The organism is Proteus sp. G2626, assembly GCF_009915985.1.
Taxonomy (GTDB): domain Bacteria; phylum Pseudomonadota; class Gammaproteobacteria; order Enterobacterales; family Enterobacteriaceae; genus Proteus; species Proteus vulgaris.
Window position 1 is genome coordinate 129,730 of the sequence record NZ_JAABNH010000002.1, and the last position, 19,893, is coordinate 149,622.

Genomic DNA, 19,893 nt, shown 5'->3' on the forward strand with positions numbered 1-19,893 from the left:
GTTATCGTTAATACGATAAGTTCCATAGAAAAGGTAACGCAAATGTATACGGCACTCATTGTTATTCTTATCATTGTAGCAACAGGGCTAGTTGGTCTGATCCTGTTACAGCAGGGTAAAGGTGCTGATATGGGCGCTTCTTTTGGTGCAGGTGCTTCCGGTACAGTATTTGGTTCAAGCGGTTCAGCTAACTTCATGACCCGTATGACCGCTGTTTTAGCGACAGCATTTATTGTACTTGCACTTATTTTAGGTAATTTAAGTGCCAATAAAACTGTACGTGAAGACAGTAAGTGGATGTCTATCGAGCAGACTGCAGAAGAAGCTAAAAAAGCTGAGCAATTAGCAGCGCCTGTAGCGCCAGCAAATACAGATATTCCGCAGTAAACTAAGTAAAGATTTAAATGAGGTTGTTAATATTTACGCAATAACAGTCTCATTAAAGTGCCGAGGTGGTGAAATTGGTATACACGCTACCTTGAGGTGGTAGTGCCTATAAAACGGGCGTACGGGTTCAAGTCCCGTTCTCGGCACCATTATTCCAGATAACTTGCGTTTTGCTTGTTATCAGCGTAAAATTTGCCACGTTTTTCGAACGCGGGGTGGAGCAGCTTGGTAGCTCGTCGGGCTCATAACCCGAAGGTCGTCGGTTCAAATCCGGCCCCCGCAACCACTTCTAACAATACAGCACTTTTCTCATTAATCATCTTGTTAAACCGATTATGATCCTGAGTGGAATGTGCCGTAAGAAGAGGTTATTCTCGAATGGCAAGTTACAGGGTCCAGTTGCATAAAGCCCCGAATTTCGGGGTTTTTTGTTATCAGAGAATAGAATACTGGGCTATAGGCCCTTTTTTTATGCCTTGGGGGTGGGTTTGTCCACATTAGAGCAAAAATTAACAGCGATGGTTTCAGCACCAGTAGAAGCATTAGGCTTTGAATTTGTCGGTCTTGAATTTATTCGTGGCCGAGAATCAACATTGCGCATCTATATTGATAGTGAAGACGGTATCACTGTTGATGATTGTGCTGATGTTAGCCACCAGGTCAGCGCTGTACTGGATGTTGAAGATCCAATTCAAACAGTTTATAACCTTGAGATTTCTTCTCCTGGTTTAGAACGACCTTTATTCACTGCAACGCATTATGAGCAATTTATCGGCGAAGAAGCCGCTATCGTATTACGAATTGCAATGCAAAACCGCCGTAAATGGCAGGGCATTATTAAGTCTGTCGCTGGCGAAATGATCACGGTTACTGTGGATGGTAAAGACGAAGTGTTCGCACTGAGCAACATCCAGAAAGCTAACCTGGTACCCCACTTTTAAGTTTTGAAGAGGCAACTAGGATGAACAAAGAGATTCTGGCTGTTGTGGAAGCGGTCTCTAACGAAAAATCTCTTCCTCGTGAAAAGATTTTTGAAGCACTGGAAACCGCACTAGCGACAGCAACTAAGAAAAAATACGAGCAAGAGATTGATGTTCGCGTATGTATCGACCGTAAAACAGGTGACTTTGATACATTCCGCCGTTGGGTTGCTGTAGATGAAGTGACTCAGCCTACTCGTGAAATTACACTTGAAGCGGCTCAATATGAAGATCCTAGTATTGAACTAGGTGGTTATATTGAAGATCAGATTGAATCTGTTACTTTCGACCGTATTACAACACAAACCGCGAAACAAGTTATCGTACAAAAAGTACGTGAAGCAGAAAGAGCGATGGTTGTTGATCAATTCCGCGAACAATTAGGCGAAATTATCACGGGTGTTGTGAAGAAAGTAAATCGTGAAAATATCACCTTAGACTTAGGAAATAATGCAGAAGCGGTTATTTTACGCGAAGATATGTTACCACGTGAAAATTTCCGTCCAGGTGACCGTTTACGCGGTGTATTATACGATGTACGTACAGAAACTCGTGGTGCACAACTTTTCGTGACACGTTCTCGCCCTGAAATGCTGGTTGAACTTTTCCGTATTGAAGTACCAGAAATTGGCGAGGAAATCATTGAAATTAAAGCTGCAGCGCGTGATCCAGGTTCTCGTGCCAAAATCGCAGTAAAAACTAATGACAAGCGTATTGACCCTGTGGGTGCTTGTGTTGGTATGCGTGGCGCACGTGTACAAGCCGTTTCCAGCGAATTGGGCGGCGAGCGAATTGATATTGTTTTGTGGGATGATAATCCTGCACAATTCGTGATTAATGCAATGGCTCCGGCAGATGTTGCTTCTATTGTTGTCGATGAAGACAAATGTACAATGGATGTTGCAGTTGAAAGCAGTAACCTTGCTCAGGCAATTGGCCGTAATGGTCAAAACGTACGTCTGGCAGCTCAGTTACTGAAAAAACATCGTGGTGATGACAAGTGGGAATTAAACGTCATGACTGCGGATGAACTGAATGCAAAACATCAGGCAGAAGCAAACGCAGCCATTGAAATATTTACTAAGCATCTCGACATTGATGAAGACTTCGCAACTGTTTTAGTTGAAGAAGGTTTCTCTACCCTTGAAGAGTTAGTTTATGTGCCAATCAGTGAACTGCTGGCTATTGACGGATTAGACGAAGACACCGTTGAAGCTTTACGTGAAAGAGCAAAAGCAGCACTCACAACGATTGAATTGGCTCAAAAAGAAAGCCTAGGCGATAACCAGCCAGCCGAGGACTTATTAGCTCTCGAAGGCTTGGAGCGCTCTTTAGCATTTGATCTAGCTGCCCGTGGTATCTGCACACTGGAAGATCTTGCCGAACAGGGTATCGACGACCTAACTGATATTGAAGGCTTAAATAGTGAACGCGCAGGCGAACTCATTATGGCTGCACGTAATATCTGCTGGTTTGGGAATGATGCGTAACAACTGAGCAGGAAGGAACAGAATGACAGATGAAACAGTAAAATCACTGGCAGAAGAGATTCAGACACCGGTTGAACGTTTGGTACAGCAGTTTGCTGATGCCGGTATTAAGAAGACCGTCTCTGATTCTGTCTCCCAAAAAGAGAAAGAAACCTTACTGGCTTGGTTGAATCGTGATAAAGACGTATCAACCAACCAACCAGAAAAATTAACGTTACAACGCAAAGTGCGTAGTACGTTAAGTGTTCCTGGTACAGGTGGCAAAAGTAAATCAGTAGCCATCGAAGTCCGCAAAAAACGCACTTATGTGAACCGTGACGCTGTTGAAAAAGCGCAAGCGGATGAGCAAGCTCAGCGTGAAGCGGAAGAAAAGGCGCATCGCGAAGCCGAAGAAAAAGCACAGCGCGAAGCACAAGAGAAAGCACAGCGCGAAGCTGAAGAAAAAGCAAAACGTGAAGCTGAAAAGGCAAAGAAAGATGCCGAAGAAAAAGCGAAACGTGAAGCTGAAGAAGCAAAACGTGAAGCAGCGGAATTAGCTAAGCGCGAAGCAGCGGAAAAAGATAAAGTGAAACAAAACGATAAACCAAAAGCTGATAAAGCAGCAGATCAGGAAAAAGCACGTCGCAATGCTGAACAAGCTGAACTGAAGCGTAAAACGGAAGAAGCACAGCGCCGTAAAGCGGAAGAAGAAGCACGAATTGCAGCAGAAAAAGCACGCCTTTTAGCTGAAGAAAATGCTGAAAAATGGACTGCTGAACCTAAATCGCCAGAAACTGAAGGCTCAGACTACCATGTAACCACATCACGTTATGCTCGTGATGCAGAAGATGAAAGTGATGCTGAAGTTGAAGGTGGCCGTGGTCGTGGTCGCAATGCTAAGGCACCTCGTCCTAAGAAAAATAACCGCCATTCTGAAAAAGCAGATCGTGAAGAAGCTCGTGCTGCTGGCCGTACTAACAAGAAAGGTAAACGTAAAGGTAGCTCACTACAACAAGGCTTCAATAAGCCAGCCGCTGTTGTAAACCGTGATGTTATTATCGGTGAGACTATTTCTGTTGCTGAACTTGCTAACAAAATGGCAGTAAAAGGGTCTGAAGTTATCAAAACTATGATGAAAATGGGTGCAATGGCAACCATTAATCAGGTTTTAGACCAAGAAACTGCACAGCTTGTTGCTGAAGAAATGGGTCACAAAGTTATCTTACGTCGTGAAAACGAGTTAGAAGAACAAGTCATGAGCGATCGTGATACAGGTGAAGAAAGCGCTGTATCTCGTGCACCCGTTGTGACTATCATGGGTCACGTTGACCATGGTAAAACATCACTACTGGACTATATTCGTTCAACGAAAGTAGCATCAGGCGAAGCGGGTGGGATCACCCAGCATATCGGTGCTTATCACGTTAAAACAGATAAAGGTGAAATCACCTTCCTGGATACTCCAGGTCACGCCGCATTTACATCAATGCGTGCTCGTGGTGCTCAGGTAACGGATATCGTTGTTCTGGTTGTTGCGGCTGATGATGGTGTGATGCCTCAGACTATCGAAGCTATTCAACACGCAAAAGCGGCAAACGTACCTGTTGTGGTTGCTGTAAACAAAATCGATAAACACGAAGCTGATCCTGATCGCGTGAAAACTGAACTGTCTCAATATGGCATTCTGCCAGAAGAGTGGGGCGGTGAAACTCAGTTTATGCACGTATCTGCAAAACAAGGTTTAGGTATTGACGAACTGCTGGATGCGATCCTTTTACAAGCTGAAGTTCTTGAACTGAAAGCAGTTAAAGAAGGTATGGCAAGCGGTGTTGTTATCGAATCTTACCTCGATAAAGGCCGTGGCCCTGTGGCAACTATCCTTGTTCGTGAAGGTACGCTAAATAAAGGCGATATCGTTCTGTGTGGTTTTGAATACGGTCGTATTCGCGCAATGCGTAACGAATTAGGTCAAGACGTTCAATCAGCTGGTCCATCAATGCCTGTTGAGATTTTAGGTCTGTCTAATGTGCCTTCAGCAGGTGATGAAGCAACGGTAGTTCGTGACGAGAAAAAAGCACGTGAAGTTGCATTATACCGTCAAGGTAAATTCCGCGATGTTAAACTGGCTCGTCAGCAGAAATCTAAACTGGAAAACATGTTTGCTAACATGGAAGAAGGTAAAGTTTCTGAACTAAACATCGTGCTGAAAACAGACGTTCAAGGGACTTGTGAAGCAATTACTGATGCATTAGTTAAACTGTCTACTAACGAAGTTAAACTGAAAATCATCGGTTCTGGTGTTGGTGGTATCACTGAAACTGATGCAACATTAGCAGCTGCTTCTAACGCAATTATTCTTGGCTTCAATGTTCGTGCTGATGCATCTGCTCGCCGTATCATTGAACAAGAAAGTGTTGATTTACGTTATTATTCCGTTATCTATAGCCTGATTGACGAAATCAAACTGGCAATGAGTGGTATGTTGGCACCTGAATATAAACAAGAAATCATGGGGCTTGCAGAAGTCCGTGATGTGTTTAAATCACCTAAATTTGGCGCAATTGCGGGCTGTATGGTGGTTGAAGGTAACATCAAACGTAATAACCCAATTCGTGTTCTGCGTGATAACGTGGTTATCTACGAGGGCGAACTGGAATCACTGCGCCGCTTTAAAGATGACGTTAACGAAGTTCGTAACGGCATGGAATGTGGTATTGGTGTGAAAAACTACAATGATGTTCGTGCTGGCGACATGATTGAAGTCTTCCAAGTTATCGAAATCAAACGTTCTATTGATTAATCTAGTACGTCTTGTTTTAAAAGGGAGCTTAACGGCTCCCTTCTTATTCCCTTCTTTGCTGTATTCTTTTTTATTTCCTTCTTCATTTTTCAACATATTTCAACATAACCGAAATAGATTGGCTTTCAGTAATTTATGAAAGTGAGATAACAGGGTAAAATAGCAATTAAGAAAAGTTTTATTACTAAAGAAATCAGAGAAAGCGGTCGTTCAATACCACTTCATGTATACTCTTTAGATATCATTGATTTTAGATCTGAATTAACAGTGACAATAAGGGCAATCCCCTATTGTTAGGGAGAGATAAAATGGCAAGAGATTTTAGCCGTAGTCAGCGTGTTTCTCAGGAAATGCAAAAAGAAATCGCCATCATTCTACAACGTGAAGTGAAAGATCCTCGTATCGGAATGGCCACTGTATCGGGCGTCGAAATTTCTCGTGATTTGGCTTACGCCAAGGTATTCGTTACTTTTTTAAACTTATCTGGTGGTGATGAAAGCGAAGAAGATATGGTTGCTAATGGTTTATCCGCATTGAATGAGGCTGCTGGTTTTATTCGTTCATTATTAGGTAAAGCAATGCGCTTACGTATTGTACCTGAATTGACATTTGCTTATGACAACTCATTAGTTGAGGGGATGCGTATGTCCAATTTAGTGTCTAATGTCGTTAAAAACGACGAAGAGCGCCGTCATAAAGAGGAAGAATAATGGGGCGTCGTCGTAAGGGGCGTGAGATTAACGGCGTATTGCTACTCGATAAACCCCAAGATATTTCCTCTAACGATGCACTCCAAAAAGTCCGTCGTATGTTTAATGCCAGTAAGGCAGGGCATACGGGGGCATTGGATCCTTTAGCAACAGGTATGCTACCTATTTGTTTAGGTGAAGCGACGAAGTTTTCACAGTTTCTATTGGATTCGGATAAGCGTTATCGTGTTATTGCCCGCTTAGGTCAACGAACGGATACTTCTGATGCACAGGGTGAAGTTATCCAAGAGCGCCCAGTGCAATTTACACAGCAAGCTTTAGACGATGCTTTAGAGAGCTTTCGTGGTGAAACATTGCAAGTTCCTTCAATGTACTCTGCCTTAAAGCATCACGGTAAACCGCTCTATGAATATGCAAGACAAGGTATTGAAATTGAGCGAGAAGCTAGGCCTATCACCGTTTATGAACTCCAGTTTATTCGCTGGGAAGGCAATGAGTTAGAGCTGGAAATTCATTGTTCTAAAGGGACTTATATTCGCACAATTATTGATGATCTGGGTGAGAAATTACAATGTGGTGCTCACGTTATTTTCTTACGCCGATTAGAGGTTGCTGATTATCCGAAAGAACGGATGGTCACATTAGATCAGCTAAGCATGATGATAGATAATGCGCAAACTGCACAAGAAGATCCTTTCTTGGCACTTGATGCTTTGCTATTACCAATGGATACGGCGGTTGCACATTTCCCTGTTATTAATCTCACTACGGTGATTGCAGGCTACCTAAAGCTAGGCCAGCCTGTTCGTGTTAATCATGATATTAATGAAGGCGAATGGGTCAGGGTGACAGAAGGCAATGAAGAAAAATTTATCGGCCTTGCTATCATTAAAGAGGGGTTAGTTGCTCCGAAAAGAATCGTTGTTGAGTATAACGCCCAAGATAACACTTAATAGCAATCTTGCGCTAAAAGTGTTTGAAGCGTAGAATAATGCGGCTATCTGTTTAGGTGGCTGAGCTGGGTAGCTGAATTAGAGATTGGCTGCCCTAAAAATTTTAATTAAATTGGAGTTTATTATGTCTCTAAGTACTGAAGCGAAAGCACAAATCGTTGCTGAATTTGGTCGTGATGCTAACGATACTGGCTCAAGCGAAGTTCAGATTGCACTGCTGACTGCAGAAATCAACCACCTGCAAGGTCACTTTTCAGAGCACAAAAAAGATCACCACAGCCGTCGTGGTCTGCTACGTAAAGTTTCCAGCCGTCGTAATCTGCTGGACTATCTGAAACGTAAAGATGTTGCTCGTTACTCTGCACTGATTGCACGTTTAGGTCTGCGTCGCTAATCAATCGAGTTTCAGTGAAAAGGGGCCAGTTGGCCCCTTTTCTACTAGAAAGTGCTATTTTTAATATTAGTCGTTATGTTTTAATGTGGTGATTGTTATTTCATCTCTCTAGTTACGACAATTCGCGCGGCTAATGAAAGTGTTTATGTTTTAGTGGTAAATATTTTCATTAGTCGCGAGGGGACGTAGCGGAGAAAAGATCATTCATCGTCGCTAAGCATCTGGCGACAATAAGATAAAGGATATTATTTTGCTGAATCCTACAGTTCGTAAATTTCAATACGGTCAACATACGGTTTCAATTGAAACGGGTATGATGGCTCGTCAAGCAACAGCTGCTGTTATGGTTGACATGGACGGCACAGCTGTTTTTGTTACTGTTGTTGCAAAGAAAAAAGTTAAAGCTGGACAAGATTTCTTCCCATTAACAGTGAACTATCAAGAGCGTTCATACGCGGCTGGTCGTATTCCAGGTAGTTTCTTCCGTCGTGAAGGACGTCCTGGTGAAGGCGAAACGTTAATTGCACGTCTCATTGACCGCCCTTTACGTCCATTATTCCCAGAAGGCTTCTTAAACGAAATTCAAATCGTTGCTACCGTTGTTTCTGTTAACCCACAAGTTAACCCAGATATCGTTGCAATGATTGGTGCTTCTGCGGTCTTAGCACTGTCAGGTGTTCCATTTAATGGCCCTATCGGTGGTGCTCGTGTTGGTTTTATCGATGGTCAATATGTTCTGAACCCAACCGTTGATGAGTTAAAAGTCAGTAAATTAGACTTAGTGGTTGCGGGTACTGCGGGTGCAGTACTGATGGTTGAATCAGAAGCTGATTTATTATCAGAAGAAGAAATGTTAGGTGCAGTGGTATTTGGTCATGAACAACAACAAGTTGTGATTGAAAATATCAATGCATTAGTTGCAGAAGTTGGTAAAGAAAAATGGGATTGGGCGCCGGAAGCTATCAACCAAACTTTACACGATCGTATTGCACAATTAGCGCAAGCACGTATTGGTGATGCATACCGTATTACTGAAAAGCAAGAGCGTTATGAACAAATCGAAGCTATCCGCGATGAAGTTATCGCGACATTAGTGGCTGAAGATGAAACTTTAGATGAAGCTGAAATCAGCGAAATTTTCTCAGGTCTTGAGAAAAACATCGTTCGTGCTCGTGTATTGGCGGGCGAACCTCGTATCGATGGTCGTGAAAAGGACATGGTACGTGCACTAGATATCCGTACAGGTTTATTACCACGTACTCATGGTTCAGCATTGTTTACACGTGGTGAAACACAGGCTTTAGTGACTGCGACATTAGGTACTGCACGTGATGCTCAAACTATTGATGACATCATGGGCGAGCACACTGACACCTTCTTATTGCATTATAATTTCCCTCCATACTCTGTTGGTGAAACAGGCATGATGGGCTCACCAAAACGTCGCGAAATTGGCCATGGCCGTTTAGCAAAACGTGGTGTGTTAGCGGTAATGCCGACTATCGAAGAATTCCCATATACTGTTCGCGTGGTTTCTGAAATCACTGAATCAAATGGTTCATCTTCAATGGCGTCTGTATGTGGTGCTTCTTTAGCACTGATGGATGCAGGTGTACCAATTAAAGAATCTGTTGCTGGTATTGCAATGGGTCTGGTAAAAGAAGGCGATAACTTTGTTGTTCTTTCAGATATTCTGGGTGATGAAGACCATTTAGGCGATATGGACTTTAAAGTTGCAGGTAGTCGTAATGGTGTCAGCGCATTACAAATGGATATCAAAATCGAAGGTATCACACGTGAAATCATGCAAGTTGCGTTAAACCAAGCGAAAAGCGCACGTCTGCATATTTTAGGTGTTATGGAAGATGCAATTAGCCAACCTCGTGCTGATATTTCTGAGTTCGCACCGCGTATTCACACTATCAAAATTAATTCAGACAAAATCAAAGACGTTATCGGTAAAGGTGGTTCAGTAATCCGTGCATTAACGGAAGAAACGGGCACAACTATCGAAATCGAAGATGATGGTACTGTGAAGATTGCGGCAACAAGCAATGAGCAAGCTAAAATGGCAATTGCTCGTATCGAAGAAATCACTGCTGAAGTTGAAGTGGGCCGTATTTACAATGGTAAAGTAACTCGTATTGTCGATTTCGGTGCTTTTGTTGCTATCGGTGGCGGTAAAGAAGGTCTGGTTCATATTTCTCAAATCGCAGATAAACGTGTTGAGAAAGTGAGTGATTACTTGGAAATGGGTCAAGAAGTTCCAGTTAAAGTGCTGGAAATTGACCGTCAAGGCCGTATTCGCTTAAGCATGAAAGAAGCTCAAGCTAATCAGCAGGAAGCAACTGAAACTTCTTCTGAAGATTCTGCGAATTAATGATATTCTACTACCGATATCTAGACATAAGTATCGGTAGAGACTTATTATGACTGACAAGTAGGACGTCCAGAACGCTTTTTGTTGAAAGGTCTGACTTTGGGAGTGAGAAATGAAAACATTTCTGCGCGGTTGTTCTATTGCTGTTTTCATCTTTATTTCCGGATGCAGCACTAGTCCAGAATGGCGTCAGAATGCGATTTTCGCCACTCCATTACAACCTTCTTTACAACAAGAAGTGATATTGGCTCGCATAGAACAAATTCTTGCGAGTCGCTCATTAACCGAAGATGAATACGCACAGCTTTTATATGAGCGTGGTGTGCTGTATGATAGTCTCGGTTTACGAGCTTTAGCGCGCAATGATTTTTCAATGGCGCTCTCAATAAGACCAGATATGCTAGAAATTTTTAATTTTCTAGGTATCTATTTTACGCAAGCGGCGAACTATGATGCTGCTTATGAAGCGTTTGATTCTGTTTTAGAGCTTGATCCAACTTACAATAATGCGCGTTTTAATCGTGGTATCGCTTTATACTACGGTGGCCGATTGAAATTGGCGCAGGATGATCTGCAGGCGTTTTATCAGGTCGATCCAAATGACCCCATTCGTTCGCTTTGGTTATATCTTGTCGAAAAAGAGATAAACGCTGATTTGGCTAAACAACAGCTAAAACAGCGATACCAGCAGGCGGATAAAACGGGGCAATGGGGATGGAATATAGTTGAGTTTTATTTAGGCAACATTAATGAAAAAGCGTTAATGTTAAGACTACGTGAAGCCTCAACCGATAACACTTCGCTCGCTGAGCATCTTAGTGAAACTAACTTCTATTTAGGTAAGTATTACCTAAGTCTGGGGGACATGGATAGCGCAGAAGCGTTATTCAAGCTGACGGTTGCCAACAATGCACATAACTTTGTTGAGCACCGCTACGCATTGTTGGAATTAGCGCTGTTAGGCCAACAAGAAGACCTAGCGGAATCGGACCAGCAATAGCTGACGAACATTTCTCTGATCAGTTTGAAAGCCATCATCTACATAGGATGAGGGCTTGTTTGTTCGTTTAATAATATAATTTGAGCCAGTTCACATTTTAGATGATAAAGACCGACAAACCATGCGGTATGTTATGTCAACTGGCTGCCATAATGAATGAGGCACAGTGACATGACTACTGAAACCGATATGACTTTTGCTGATCTAGGTTTATCAGCACCAATTTTGACTGCACTGAATGACTTAGGCTACGAGAAGCCTTCTCCAATTCAGCAACAATGTATTCCTTTCCTTTTAAACGGCAATGATGTTTTAGGTATGGCACAGACCGGTAGTGGTAAAACCGCTGCATTTAGCCTGCCGTTATTACACAATCTTGATGAATCATTAAAAGCACCACAAATTTTAGTTTTAGCACCTACTCGTGAACTTGCAGTTCAGGTTGCTGAAGCCATTGAAGATTTTTCTAAGCATTTACCAAAAGTAAATGTCGTTGCACTGTATGGTGGTCAGCGTTATGACGTTCAACTACGTGCATTACGCCAAGGACCACAAGTCGTTGTAGGGACACCAGGTCGTTTATTAGATCATTTAAATCGTGGCACATTAGATTTATCTAAACTGAAAGGTTTAGTCTTAGATGAAGCTGATGAAATGTTACGTATGGGCTTTATTGAAGATGTTGAAAATATCTTAAGTAAGATCCCAGCAGAACACCAAACTGCACTGTTCTCTGCGACAATGCCAGAAGCTATTCGTCGTATTACACGTCGCTTCATGAATGACCCTAAAGAAGTTCGTATTCAAAGCAGCGTAACGACACGTCCAGATATCAGCCAAAGCTATTGGATGACATTTGGTGCGCGTAAAAATGAAGCATTAATTCGTTTCTTAGAAGCGGAAGATTTTGATGCAGCGATTATTTTCGTTCGTACTAAAAATGCAACATTAGAAGTTGCAGAAGCATTAGAACGCAATGGTTATAACAGCGCAGCATTAAATGGTGACATGAATCAATCATTGCGTGAGCAAACGCTAGAGCGTCTGAAAAATGGTCGTTTAGATATTTTAATCGCGACTGACGTTGCCGCTCGTGGTCTTGACGTTGACCGTATCAGCCTTGTTGTGAACTACGATATCCCAATGGATTCAGAATCTTATGTTCACCGTATTGGCCGTACGGGACGTGCTGGACGTGCTGGCCGTGCCATTTTATTCGTTGATAACCGTGAGCGCCGTTTACTGCGTAATATCGAACGTACAATGAAGATGACTATTCCTGAAGTAGAACTGCCAAATGCAGAACTTATCAGCCAACGTCGTCAGGAAAAATTTGCACAGCAAATCGCTCAGCAATTAGAAACGAGCAACCTTGATCAATATCGTGCTCTGTTGCCTAAATTAGCGCCACAAGGTGAAGAAGCGTTAGATATGGAAACACTAGCTGCGGTATTGCTGAAAATGGCTCAAGGTGAGCGTGCGCTTATCCTACCACCAGATCCAGTTCGTCGTCCTCGTCGTGAATTTAACGATCGTGATGATCGTCGTCGTGATAATGATCGTGAGCGCTCTCCTCGCCGTGAACGTCGTGATGCTGGTGAGATGGATTTATACCGTATTGAAGTGGGTCGTGATGATGGTGTTGAAGTTCGTCATATCGTGGGCGCAATTGCTAACGAAGGTGATATTAGTAGCCGTTATATTGGTAATATCAAATTATATGGTTCTCACTCAACTATCGAGTTACCAAAAGGTATGCCAACGGACTTATTAGGCCACTTTACTCGTACACGTATCATGAATAAACCACTGAATATGCAATTAGTGGGAGACGCTCAATCTCAGCCTTTCCGTGAGCGTCGTAATAACTCTCGCCGTGATGGTCAACCACAAGGCGGTCGTCGTTTTAACAATGGTGATCAACCACAACGTCGTGGTAATAACGATCGTGGTGGTGAGCGTAGCAATTTCCGTGGTCGTAGTAACGAAGGGACTCCGCGTCGTCGTAGTAGCTCTCATAACCAATAAGAAACTTGAGATTCATTTGATTTCAAGTTGAATTGATAAAAGCCAGCCCACAAAAAGTGGACTGGCTTCTTTTTTTATAGTAATGACCAGCCTTATTGATGGTTGACGCGATGAGGAGATTTAGTCATCACCTCGATGACAACATGAAAAAAGTTATCAACCTATATCAGAAGCAGTCATGATAAGTAAATTTTATTATTTCTTATTTAGATTTCTTAAATGCTTATAAATTGTTGCTGAACTTATACCTAACTCGGTAGACACTATTTTATGTGTTGCTGAAAATTCAAAAAGTCCACTTTCATCTAATTCTTTAATTATCTCTAAGTTCTTATATTTACTTGGAATATTTTTATTTCCATAAACTCTTTTCTTAATTGGCTCTAGATGGTTTTGTACAAGATTATTCACATCTTGTGAGAAATTTTCATGTTTTAAATTATTCGTATCAGTAAAACTATCTATTAATGCATTTAATGGCATGTCAAGAGCAAAATTCATACAAATCATACCAATGGGTGTACCTGCATTATTAACAATTAAGGTTGATGATGATTTAAAGGGGCGAACACTTTTGGTATTGAAATAAACCTCCCACATTTGATCTGTTCGATTGAATTTTGAGAGTTTCTCTAAGGCAATGTTAGTAACGGGGGCGCCTAAGCTACGGCCAGTAACATGCCCATTAACTATATGGATAACAGAGTGGCGTAAATCCTCAAAACTATGTAGCACTATTTCACAATAATCACCTAAAAATTGCCCCAGATTATCAAGAAAAGGAATATAAGAATGAAGTAAATACCGATCTTCTTCAGTAATTTTTTGGTTTGTAGGAAGGTCCATAATAAATTTTACCCATCATTACAGTTAAGTAATTCTAACGTTAAAAGTTATCTAAATCCATACTTTGTATACTTTTATTACACTGAGTAAAATATTTTTATACTTAGTTAAGTTTTATGATCCTAAGCACATACTTTATTTCCCTAATATGGCTAAATACACGGCATAGAAATTCGAGGAAAAGATTATGAAGCTAGGTATTGAAACAGAGTCATACCACCTATTTTTTCAACAAGGTGTAATGGATGTTTTTGATTTTATAAATAAAGCAGCTGAATTAGGGTTAGATGGGGTCGAATTAAACATCATACCTGATGAAGGGTTACATCCAGAATTTGGTGTATTAACAAGTGATAATCCTGAGTATTTGGCCAAAATACGCCAGGCAATTGAAGATAAAAATCTTTACTGTGAATTAGACACTCGCTTTACAACACCAGAAGCTTTAACAAAAGCAATTGATATTGCTCGAGGTATTGGTGCTGATGTTATACGTACTTATATGTTCCGCCGTGGACAATATAATCCGAAACAATATCCTAAAATTATTCAAGATATTAAGTCTATTGTTCCATTATTAAAAAAGTATCGTGTACGTCTTGCAATAGAAAATCATGAAGATGAGACCGCCGATGAAATAGTGAATATTGTAAAAAATATTGATTCTACTTGGGTGGGTGCACATTGTGATATTGGTAATGGCATGATGGCGTGGGAAGATCCCATAGTAACAGTGAGTAAGCTGGCACCTTATACATACAGTACCCATTTTAAAGATCATATTGTTACATACCATGATGAAACGCCAGTGATTACAGGAATGCCTCTTGGTGAAGGGAGCATTAATATCGATGAATGTTTTCGCTTATTAGTTGAACATTCGCCTGTAACACGTATTAACTTAGAAAACTGTTTTCCATATACATCTCATTTTGCTAGAGATAAAGGGACGGGAGGAGTATTTGAATTCAGTGGAAGTTTTGAAGTTAAATCACCTCCTTTTGATTCTAAGCTAATTAAACCATTGGAATATTATTATCCAGCAAAAATTTCTCGCATGGCATTAGAAACATTAATGGAGGCACAAGATCGCTGTGTGCAAGTTTCTGTTAATGAATTAAAGAAATTAAGAAAAAAATATTGTTATTAATATATAAACATCTTTATCAAATATTGGAGTTATTTCATGATTATTAATACTACATCAGCACCAGAAGCCATTGGCCCTTATTCACAAGCAATTAAAATTGAGAATCATATTTATATTTCAGGTTGTTGCCCATTTAATCCTAATGATGGTTCTGTTATGGGAAATGATATTGAAACACAAACACTAAGAGCTATGAATAATTTAAAAGCTATTTTAGAAGAAGCAGGTGCAACAATGAATGATGTCGTTAAAACGACATGTTTTATTAAAAATATAGAAACTTTTCCTGTTTTTAATAATATTTATTCTTCTTTTTTCTCATCAGGAAAATATCCAGCTCGTTCATGTGTTGAGGTTTCTCGCTTACCTAAAGATGTTCTAGTTGAAATAGAAGCCATTGCTTATAAAAAATAGGAAATATTATTATGAACAAGTGGACTAAATTATGTTTTCTTATTTTGGGTGGTGGAACTATATTCAAACTATCCAGTATGAAAGATGTATTTTATGTACCAATGCAACATGATTGGGGGTTATCTAATACACAGATTGGTTTTGGCTTCACTATTTATGCAATTATTCAAACAATCGGATTATTTTCATCATTGTATATTGCCGATCGTTTCTCTAAGAAAATTTTATTGCCTGCAGGATTAATTGGTGTAGGTCTATGTGGTGCTTATTTAAGTACCTTGCCTCCTTTTACTGGCTATTTAATTGCATTTGGAGTCATGGCATTTTTCGGTGAAGTTATTTATTGGCCGGTTTTATTAAAATCGGTACGATTATTAGGAAATAAAGAAGAACAAGGACGCATGTTTGGCTTTTTAGAAGCAGGGCGTGGGGTTGTTGATGTTCTCGTCGCTTCGGGGGCTCTTTATATATTTGTTTTATTTGGTGAAGGTAAAACAGGTATGCAAGCGGGATTAATTTATTATACTCTTGCTACAATAATGGTAGGTATAATTACATATTTTATTGTGGATAATGATGATAAGAAGGAAACATCTTCAGCAAGCGAGGCTAATCGCCAAGTTTTGGAAGGGATTAAAAATGTCATAAAATGTCCCAACTTATGGTTAGCATCAATGAGTATCTTTTTTGTCTATTCCGCTTATTGTGGGTTAACTTATTTTATTCCTTTTTTAAAAGACATTTACGCACTACCAATAGCTCTCATTGGTGCTTACGGTATTATTAATCAATATGCACTAAAAATGGTAGGGGGACCATTAGGGGGATTTTTAGCTGATAAAGTTGCAAAATCACCAACAATATATTTGAAGTGGACATTCTTATTATCTGCGATTGCAATGAGCATTTTCATTATGTTGCCTCATGATTCAATGAATGTATATTTGGGAATGGCTGCAACATTAGGTTTTGGTGCCATTATTTTTTCACAAAGAGCTATTTTCTTTGCACCCATGGATGAAATTGGAACGCCAAGACAATATGCGGGTTCTGCAATGGCCTTTGGGTGTATTATTGGTTATATGCCTTCCATGTTCGCTTATGCCCTTTATGGCTCATTATTAGATAATTTTGAGGGTATTCAGGGATATAATTATGTATTTAGTATTATGGTTGCTTTTAGTTTTCTCGGTTTTATTTGTGCAACAATATTAGCTAAGCGTATTCAGATGATAAGTAATAGTTAGAATATCGTTTAAAAATAAGACTCTTTATAATAAACAAATGCAGATAATAGAAGGATGTCATTATCTGCATTTTATGTAATGAAGATTGATTAAAAAACAATCATCATTAATAGTATTATTCTATTTATGGCATTTTTATTATTAGGTGTTTTTAATTAGTTCAATTACCTCTGCATCTATAAGCGGTGTGAGTTTTTTACTGATCACTATTTTCTTATATTTACGATTAAACCCAGCCACAATCATTTCGTTAAATAAGCGAATTTCCACCTTTGATAACCCATTTTCTGTTTTTTCCAAAGGGTGAATAATCACATTTCTTTTTTTACAAAAAAAGGAGGATGGATGAATACCGAGATCCTTAAGCGCGATACGAATGGCTTCAATAGCAGGGTAAAAATCTCCAATTAACATTCGACTATGAGAAAAATCACGCTGTACTGATGCTTCTTTTTGGCTGTGAAGATCACGAATTTTGATGTGGTTTTTATAAATTTTAATATAAATAGGTTCCATCCTCTTTCTCTTTTCTCATAAAGATTTAGCTTAAACCAATTGCTTCTTTTAATGGTTTTAGATATCGACGGCTAACAGGAATTTGGCTGTTATTATGTAATATCAATTCAGCTTGTCCATTATCACCAAAAATAATCTCATTAACATAATCCATATTCACTAAATATTGCCGGTGACAGCGAACTAATTGTGTTCGTGTTTCTAATGTACGTAGTGTTAATTCAGTAAACCCTTCTTGTCCTTGATTATTCGTGACATAAACACCACTAAGTCTTGAGGTAGCAAAGATAGCTTCATCAATTGGCATTAACCAAATCCGACTATGTCCGGTACATGGAATGCATTTTAAACGCTCTTCTGGAGGGGTTAATAAATCAATATTTTGCTTATTACCTTGGCGTAAGCGGTTTAATGTTTTTGTGAGGCGCTCTTGCTCTAAGGGCTTAAGTAAATAATCAAATGCGTGTTCTTCAAAGGCTTGGATCGCATATTCTTCAAATGCGGTTAAAAAAACAATATAAGGCCGATGTTCAGGATCAAGCATTGTGACCATTTCAAGTCCAGTAATGCGGGGCATTTGAATATCAAGAAAAACAACGTCAGGTTTTTTACGATGTATTTCTCCTATGGCTTCAATAGCATTACTGCATTCACCAACAATATGAATATCCTTTTCAACTTCAAGTAAGCAACGTAAATTCTCACGGGCCAGAGGCTCATCATCAACGATTAATATATTCATTGTTATGTAACGTTATCCATACTTTTTTCTAGAGGTAAGCAAATTTTCACCTTTGTATATTCATCAGCTTGGCACTCGACTAAAACACCATAAAGCTCGCCATAGCGTAATTTTAATCGCTTATCCACCAGCCTCATGCCTAATCCTAATTCGTGAGAAGGGCATTGAGGTTGATAAAGCCCTGCGTTATCACAGATTTCAATAATGATCAGATGGTGCTCTTGGTGCGCTCTAATTGTAATCTTTCCTGTGTCTAATAACTGTGATGTTCCATGTTTAATTGCATTTTCGACCATCGGCTGAAGCGAGAAAGCAGGTAAGCGTGCATTAGCTAAGGTTTCAGGTATGTGAATATCAATCTGTAAACGATCTTGAAAACGGGCTTTTTCGATTTGTAAATAAGCTGTTACATGCTCTATTTCATCACTTAATGTCACAACCGCTTCAGGTCTTTTTAAATTTTTACGAAAGAATGCGGAGAGAAATTGTACTAATTGTTTTGCTTGTTCACTATCGCGGCGAATAACTGCTTGTAGGGTATTTAACGCATTAAAAAGAAAATGTGGATTAACTTGCGCGTGTAGGAGTTTAATCTCTGACTCTAAAAGTGATTGCTTATTTCGTTCATATTGTCCGGCCAGAATTTGTGCAGACAATAAACTGGCAATCCCTTCTCCTAACGTACGATTAATTGAACTAAAAAGGCGATTTTTAGCTTCATAAAGTTTTATTGTTCCAATGACTTGGTTATTTTCACCTCTTAACGGAATAACCAAAGTGGAGCCGAGTTTGCAATGAGGGGAAAGTGTGCAACGGTAGGGGGTTTCATTACCGTCTGCATAGACAACTTCATTATTATTAATGGCTTGTTTCGATTGTTCTGATGAAATGGGGGTTCCTGGTAAATGGTGATCAGCACCAATACCAATAAAGGCGAGCAGTTTTTCTCTATCAGTAATAGCAACAGCACTGACTCTTAACTCTTGATAAATGACTTTCGCCACTCGAGTACTATTATCTTGATTAAATCCTTTACGCAAAATGCCTTCTGTGCAAACGGCAATTTTTAATGCTTGTGCTGAGAAAGCGCTGGTGTATTTTTCAAATATTGCCCGTCTATCTTGTAATATTCGAATAAACATTGCCGCACCAATGGTGTTTGCAACAATCATCGGCGCTGCAATATCTTTAACTAAGGCAAGAGCTTCATTAAATGGGCGCGCTAATAATAAGATGATGCTCATCTGTATGATCTCGGCAAAGAATGTCACAGATGCTGCAGTCCACGGATTAAATATGCGATGCATTTGACCGCGTTTGACATAATAACGGTGAACTAATCCACCTATTAATCCTTCTGCAATAGTTGAAACCATACAGCTGAATGCAGTCATACCACCAAGAGAATAACGGTGTAGGCCACCAGTGAAGCCAACAAGGAAGCCGACATATGGGCCACCAAGCAAGCCACCTAGAACTGACCCAATCGCGCGTGTATTAGCAATAGAATCATTAATATGTAACCCGAAATAGGTCCCCATAATGCAAAAAATAGAGAAAATAACGTAGCACATTAACTTATGGGGAAGCTTTATCGTGACCTGTAATAGGGGCGTAAATAAAGGCGTTTTGCTTAAAAACCATGCAATAATTAAATAAACGCACATTTGCTGTAATAACAGCAAAATAAGATCAAATTCATACATAGGTGTAGAGTACCGTTCTCTTTTCTACCTGATTTATATAAAAAGCTCAGATAAAACGGGGCTATTAATTAGGCGATAAAGTTTGATATAAGAGTAACTTAATCGCGCTTTCAAAGAAAATATTCCTTCGCTTCAGTGATCTGGCGCACAAAACTCTTAAAGAAATTCTGA

17 protein-coding genes and 2 tRNA genes are annotated in these 19,893 nt (G+C 39.9%); 15 read left to right on the forward strand and 4 right to left on the reverse strand.

Features of this window, described 5'->3' with window-relative positions:
• The first annotated feature begins 42 nt into the window (after positions 1–42).
• From secG to GWJ05_RS00975, 12 genes are all read left to right on the forward strand, one after another.
• Positions 43–387 (forward strand): preprotein translocase subunit SecG, encoded by a 345-nt coding sequence (gene secG, locus GWJ05_RS00920; RefSeq protein WP_036939352.1) that lies wholly within the window; start codon positions 43–45, stop codon positions 385–387.
• 59 nt (positions 388–446) lie between these two features.
• Positions 447–536 (forward strand) — tRNA-Leu (locus tag GWJ05_RS00925).
• Positions 537–596: 60 nt separating this feature from the next.
• Positions 597–673, forward strand: a tRNA-Met gene (locus GWJ05_RS00930).
• 202 nt (positions 674–875) lie between these two features.
• Positions 876–1,328 carry a ribosome maturation factor RimP gene (rimP, locus tag GWJ05_RS00935; protein ID WP_036914691.1) on the forward strand — a complete coding sequence of 151 codons (453 nt, stop codon included), beginning with the start codon at positions 876–878 and terminating at the stop codon, positions 1,326–1,328.
• A gap of 20 nt (positions 1,329–1,348) precedes the next feature.
• On the forward strand, positions 1,349–2,857 hold the full coding sequence (nusA, locus tag GWJ05_RS00940; RefSeq protein WP_006535691.1) for a transcription termination factor NusA: 1,509 nt from the start codon (positions 1,349–1,351) through the stop codon (positions 2,855–2,857).
• Positions 2,858–2,879: 22 nt separating this feature from the next.
• Positions 2,880–5,636 (forward strand): translation initiation factor IF-2, encoded by a 2,757-nt coding sequence (gene infB, locus GWJ05_RS00945; protein ID WP_087803766.1) that lies wholly within the window; start codon positions 2,880–2,882, stop codon positions 5,634–5,636.
• Positions 5,637–5,944: 308 nt separating this feature from the next.
• Entirely contained in the window at positions 5,945–6,346 is a 402-nt protein-coding gene (gene rbfA / locus GWJ05_RS00950) for a 30S ribosome-binding factor RbfA (protein ID WP_161680888.1), read from the forward strand.
• Positions 6,346–7,299 (forward strand): tRNA pseudouridine(55) synthase TruB, encoded by a 954-nt coding sequence (truB, locus tag GWJ05_RS00955; protein WP_036939342.1) that lies wholly within the window; start codon positions 6,346–6,348, stop codon positions 7,297–7,299. Before rbfA ends, truB begins: the two co-directional genes overlap by 1 nt.
• Positions 7,300–7,423: 124 nt before the next feature.
• Positions 7,424–7,693, forward strand: a complete 270-nt coding sequence (rpsO, locus tag GWJ05_RS00960) for a 30S ribosomal protein S15 (RefSeq protein WP_036939341.1) — start codon at positions 7,424–7,426, stop codon at positions 7,691–7,693.
• 250 nt (positions 7,694–7,943) lie between these two features.
• Positions 7,944–10,073 carry a polyribonucleotide nucleotidyltransferase gene (gene pnp, locus GWJ05_RS00965; RefSeq protein WP_036939338.1) on the forward strand — a complete coding sequence of 710 codons (2,130 nt, stop codon included), beginning with the start codon at positions 7,944–7,946 and terminating at the stop codon, positions 10,071–10,073.
• 112 nt (positions 10,074–10,185) lie between these two features.
• Complete coding sequence (gene nlpI / locus GWJ05_RS00970) at positions 10,186–11,073, forward strand: lipoprotein NlpI (protein WP_036939335.1); 888 nt, start codon at positions 10,186–10,188, stop codon at positions 11,071–11,073.
• 171 nt (positions 11,074–11,244) lie between these two features.
• A complete protein-coding gene (locus GWJ05_RS00975; protein ID WP_036939333.1) occupies positions 11,245–13,101 on the forward strand; it encodes a DEAD/DEAH family ATP-dependent RNA helicase in 1,857 nt (618 codons plus the stop codon).
• A 195-nt stretch (positions 13,102–13,296) separates the two neighbouring features.
• Here GWJ05_RS00975 and GWJ05_RS00980 read toward each other — a convergent pair whose 3' ends face one another.
• Positions 13,297–13,947: a helix-turn-helix transcriptional regulator gene (locus GWJ05_RS00980; RefSeq protein WP_036939330.1), complete on the reverse strand. Its 651-nt coding sequence runs from the start codon at positions 13,945–13,947 to the stop codon at positions 13,297–13,299.
• Between the two features lie 187 nt (positions 13,948–14,134).
• Between GWJ05_RS00980 and GWJ05_RS00985 the strand changes: the two genes are divergently transcribed.
• The 3 genes from GWJ05_RS00985 to GWJ05_RS00995 are packed head-to-tail and all read left to right on the forward strand — an operon-like array spanning position 14,135 to position 16,758.
• Positions 14,135–15,097: a sugar phosphate isomerase/epimerase family protein gene (locus GWJ05_RS00985; protein ID WP_036939327.1), complete on the forward strand. Its 963-nt coding sequence runs from the start codon at positions 14,135–14,137 to the stop codon at positions 15,095–15,097.
• A 36-nt stretch (positions 15,098–15,133) separates the two neighbouring features.
• Positions 15,134–15,511 (forward strand): RidA family protein, encoded by a 378-nt coding sequence (locus GWJ05_RS00990; RefSeq protein WP_161680890.1) that lies wholly within the window; start codon positions 15,134–15,136, stop codon positions 15,509–15,511.
• Positions 15,512–15,522: 11 nt separating this feature from the next.
• Positions 15,523–16,758 carry an MFS transporter gene (locus GWJ05_RS00995; protein WP_036939323.1) on the forward strand — a complete coding sequence of 412 codons (1,236 nt, stop codon included), beginning with the start codon at positions 15,523–15,525 and terminating at the stop codon, positions 16,756–16,758.
• Positions 16,759–16,899: 141 nt separating this feature from the next.
• On the opposite strand, the gene GWJ05_RS01000 is transcribed toward GWJ05_RS00995, so the two are convergent.
• Genes GWJ05_RS01000 through GWJ05_RS01010 form a run of 3 tightly spaced genes read right to left on the reverse strand, consistent with a single transcriptional unit; the run spans position 16,900 to position 19,722 of the window.
• On the reverse strand, positions 16,900–17,274 hold the full coding sequence (locus tag GWJ05_RS01000; protein ID WP_161680892.1) for a YjaA family stress response protein: 375 nt from the start codon (positions 17,272–17,274) through the stop codon (positions 16,900–16,902).
• A gap of 25 nt (positions 17,275–17,299) precedes the next feature.
• Positions 17,300–18,016: a two-component system response regulator BtsR gene (gene btsR, locus GWJ05_RS01005; RefSeq protein WP_036939320.1), complete on the reverse strand. Its 717-nt coding sequence runs from the start codon at positions 18,014–18,016 to the stop codon at positions 17,300–17,302.
• Positions 18,017–18,018: 2 nt separating this feature from the next.
• Positions 18,019–19,722 (reverse strand): sensor histidine kinase, encoded by a 1,704-nt coding sequence (locus tag GWJ05_RS01010; protein ID WP_036939317.1) that lies wholly within the window; start codon positions 19,720–19,722, stop codon positions 18,019–18,021.
• Positions 19,723–19,893 lie beyond the last annotated feature (171 nt).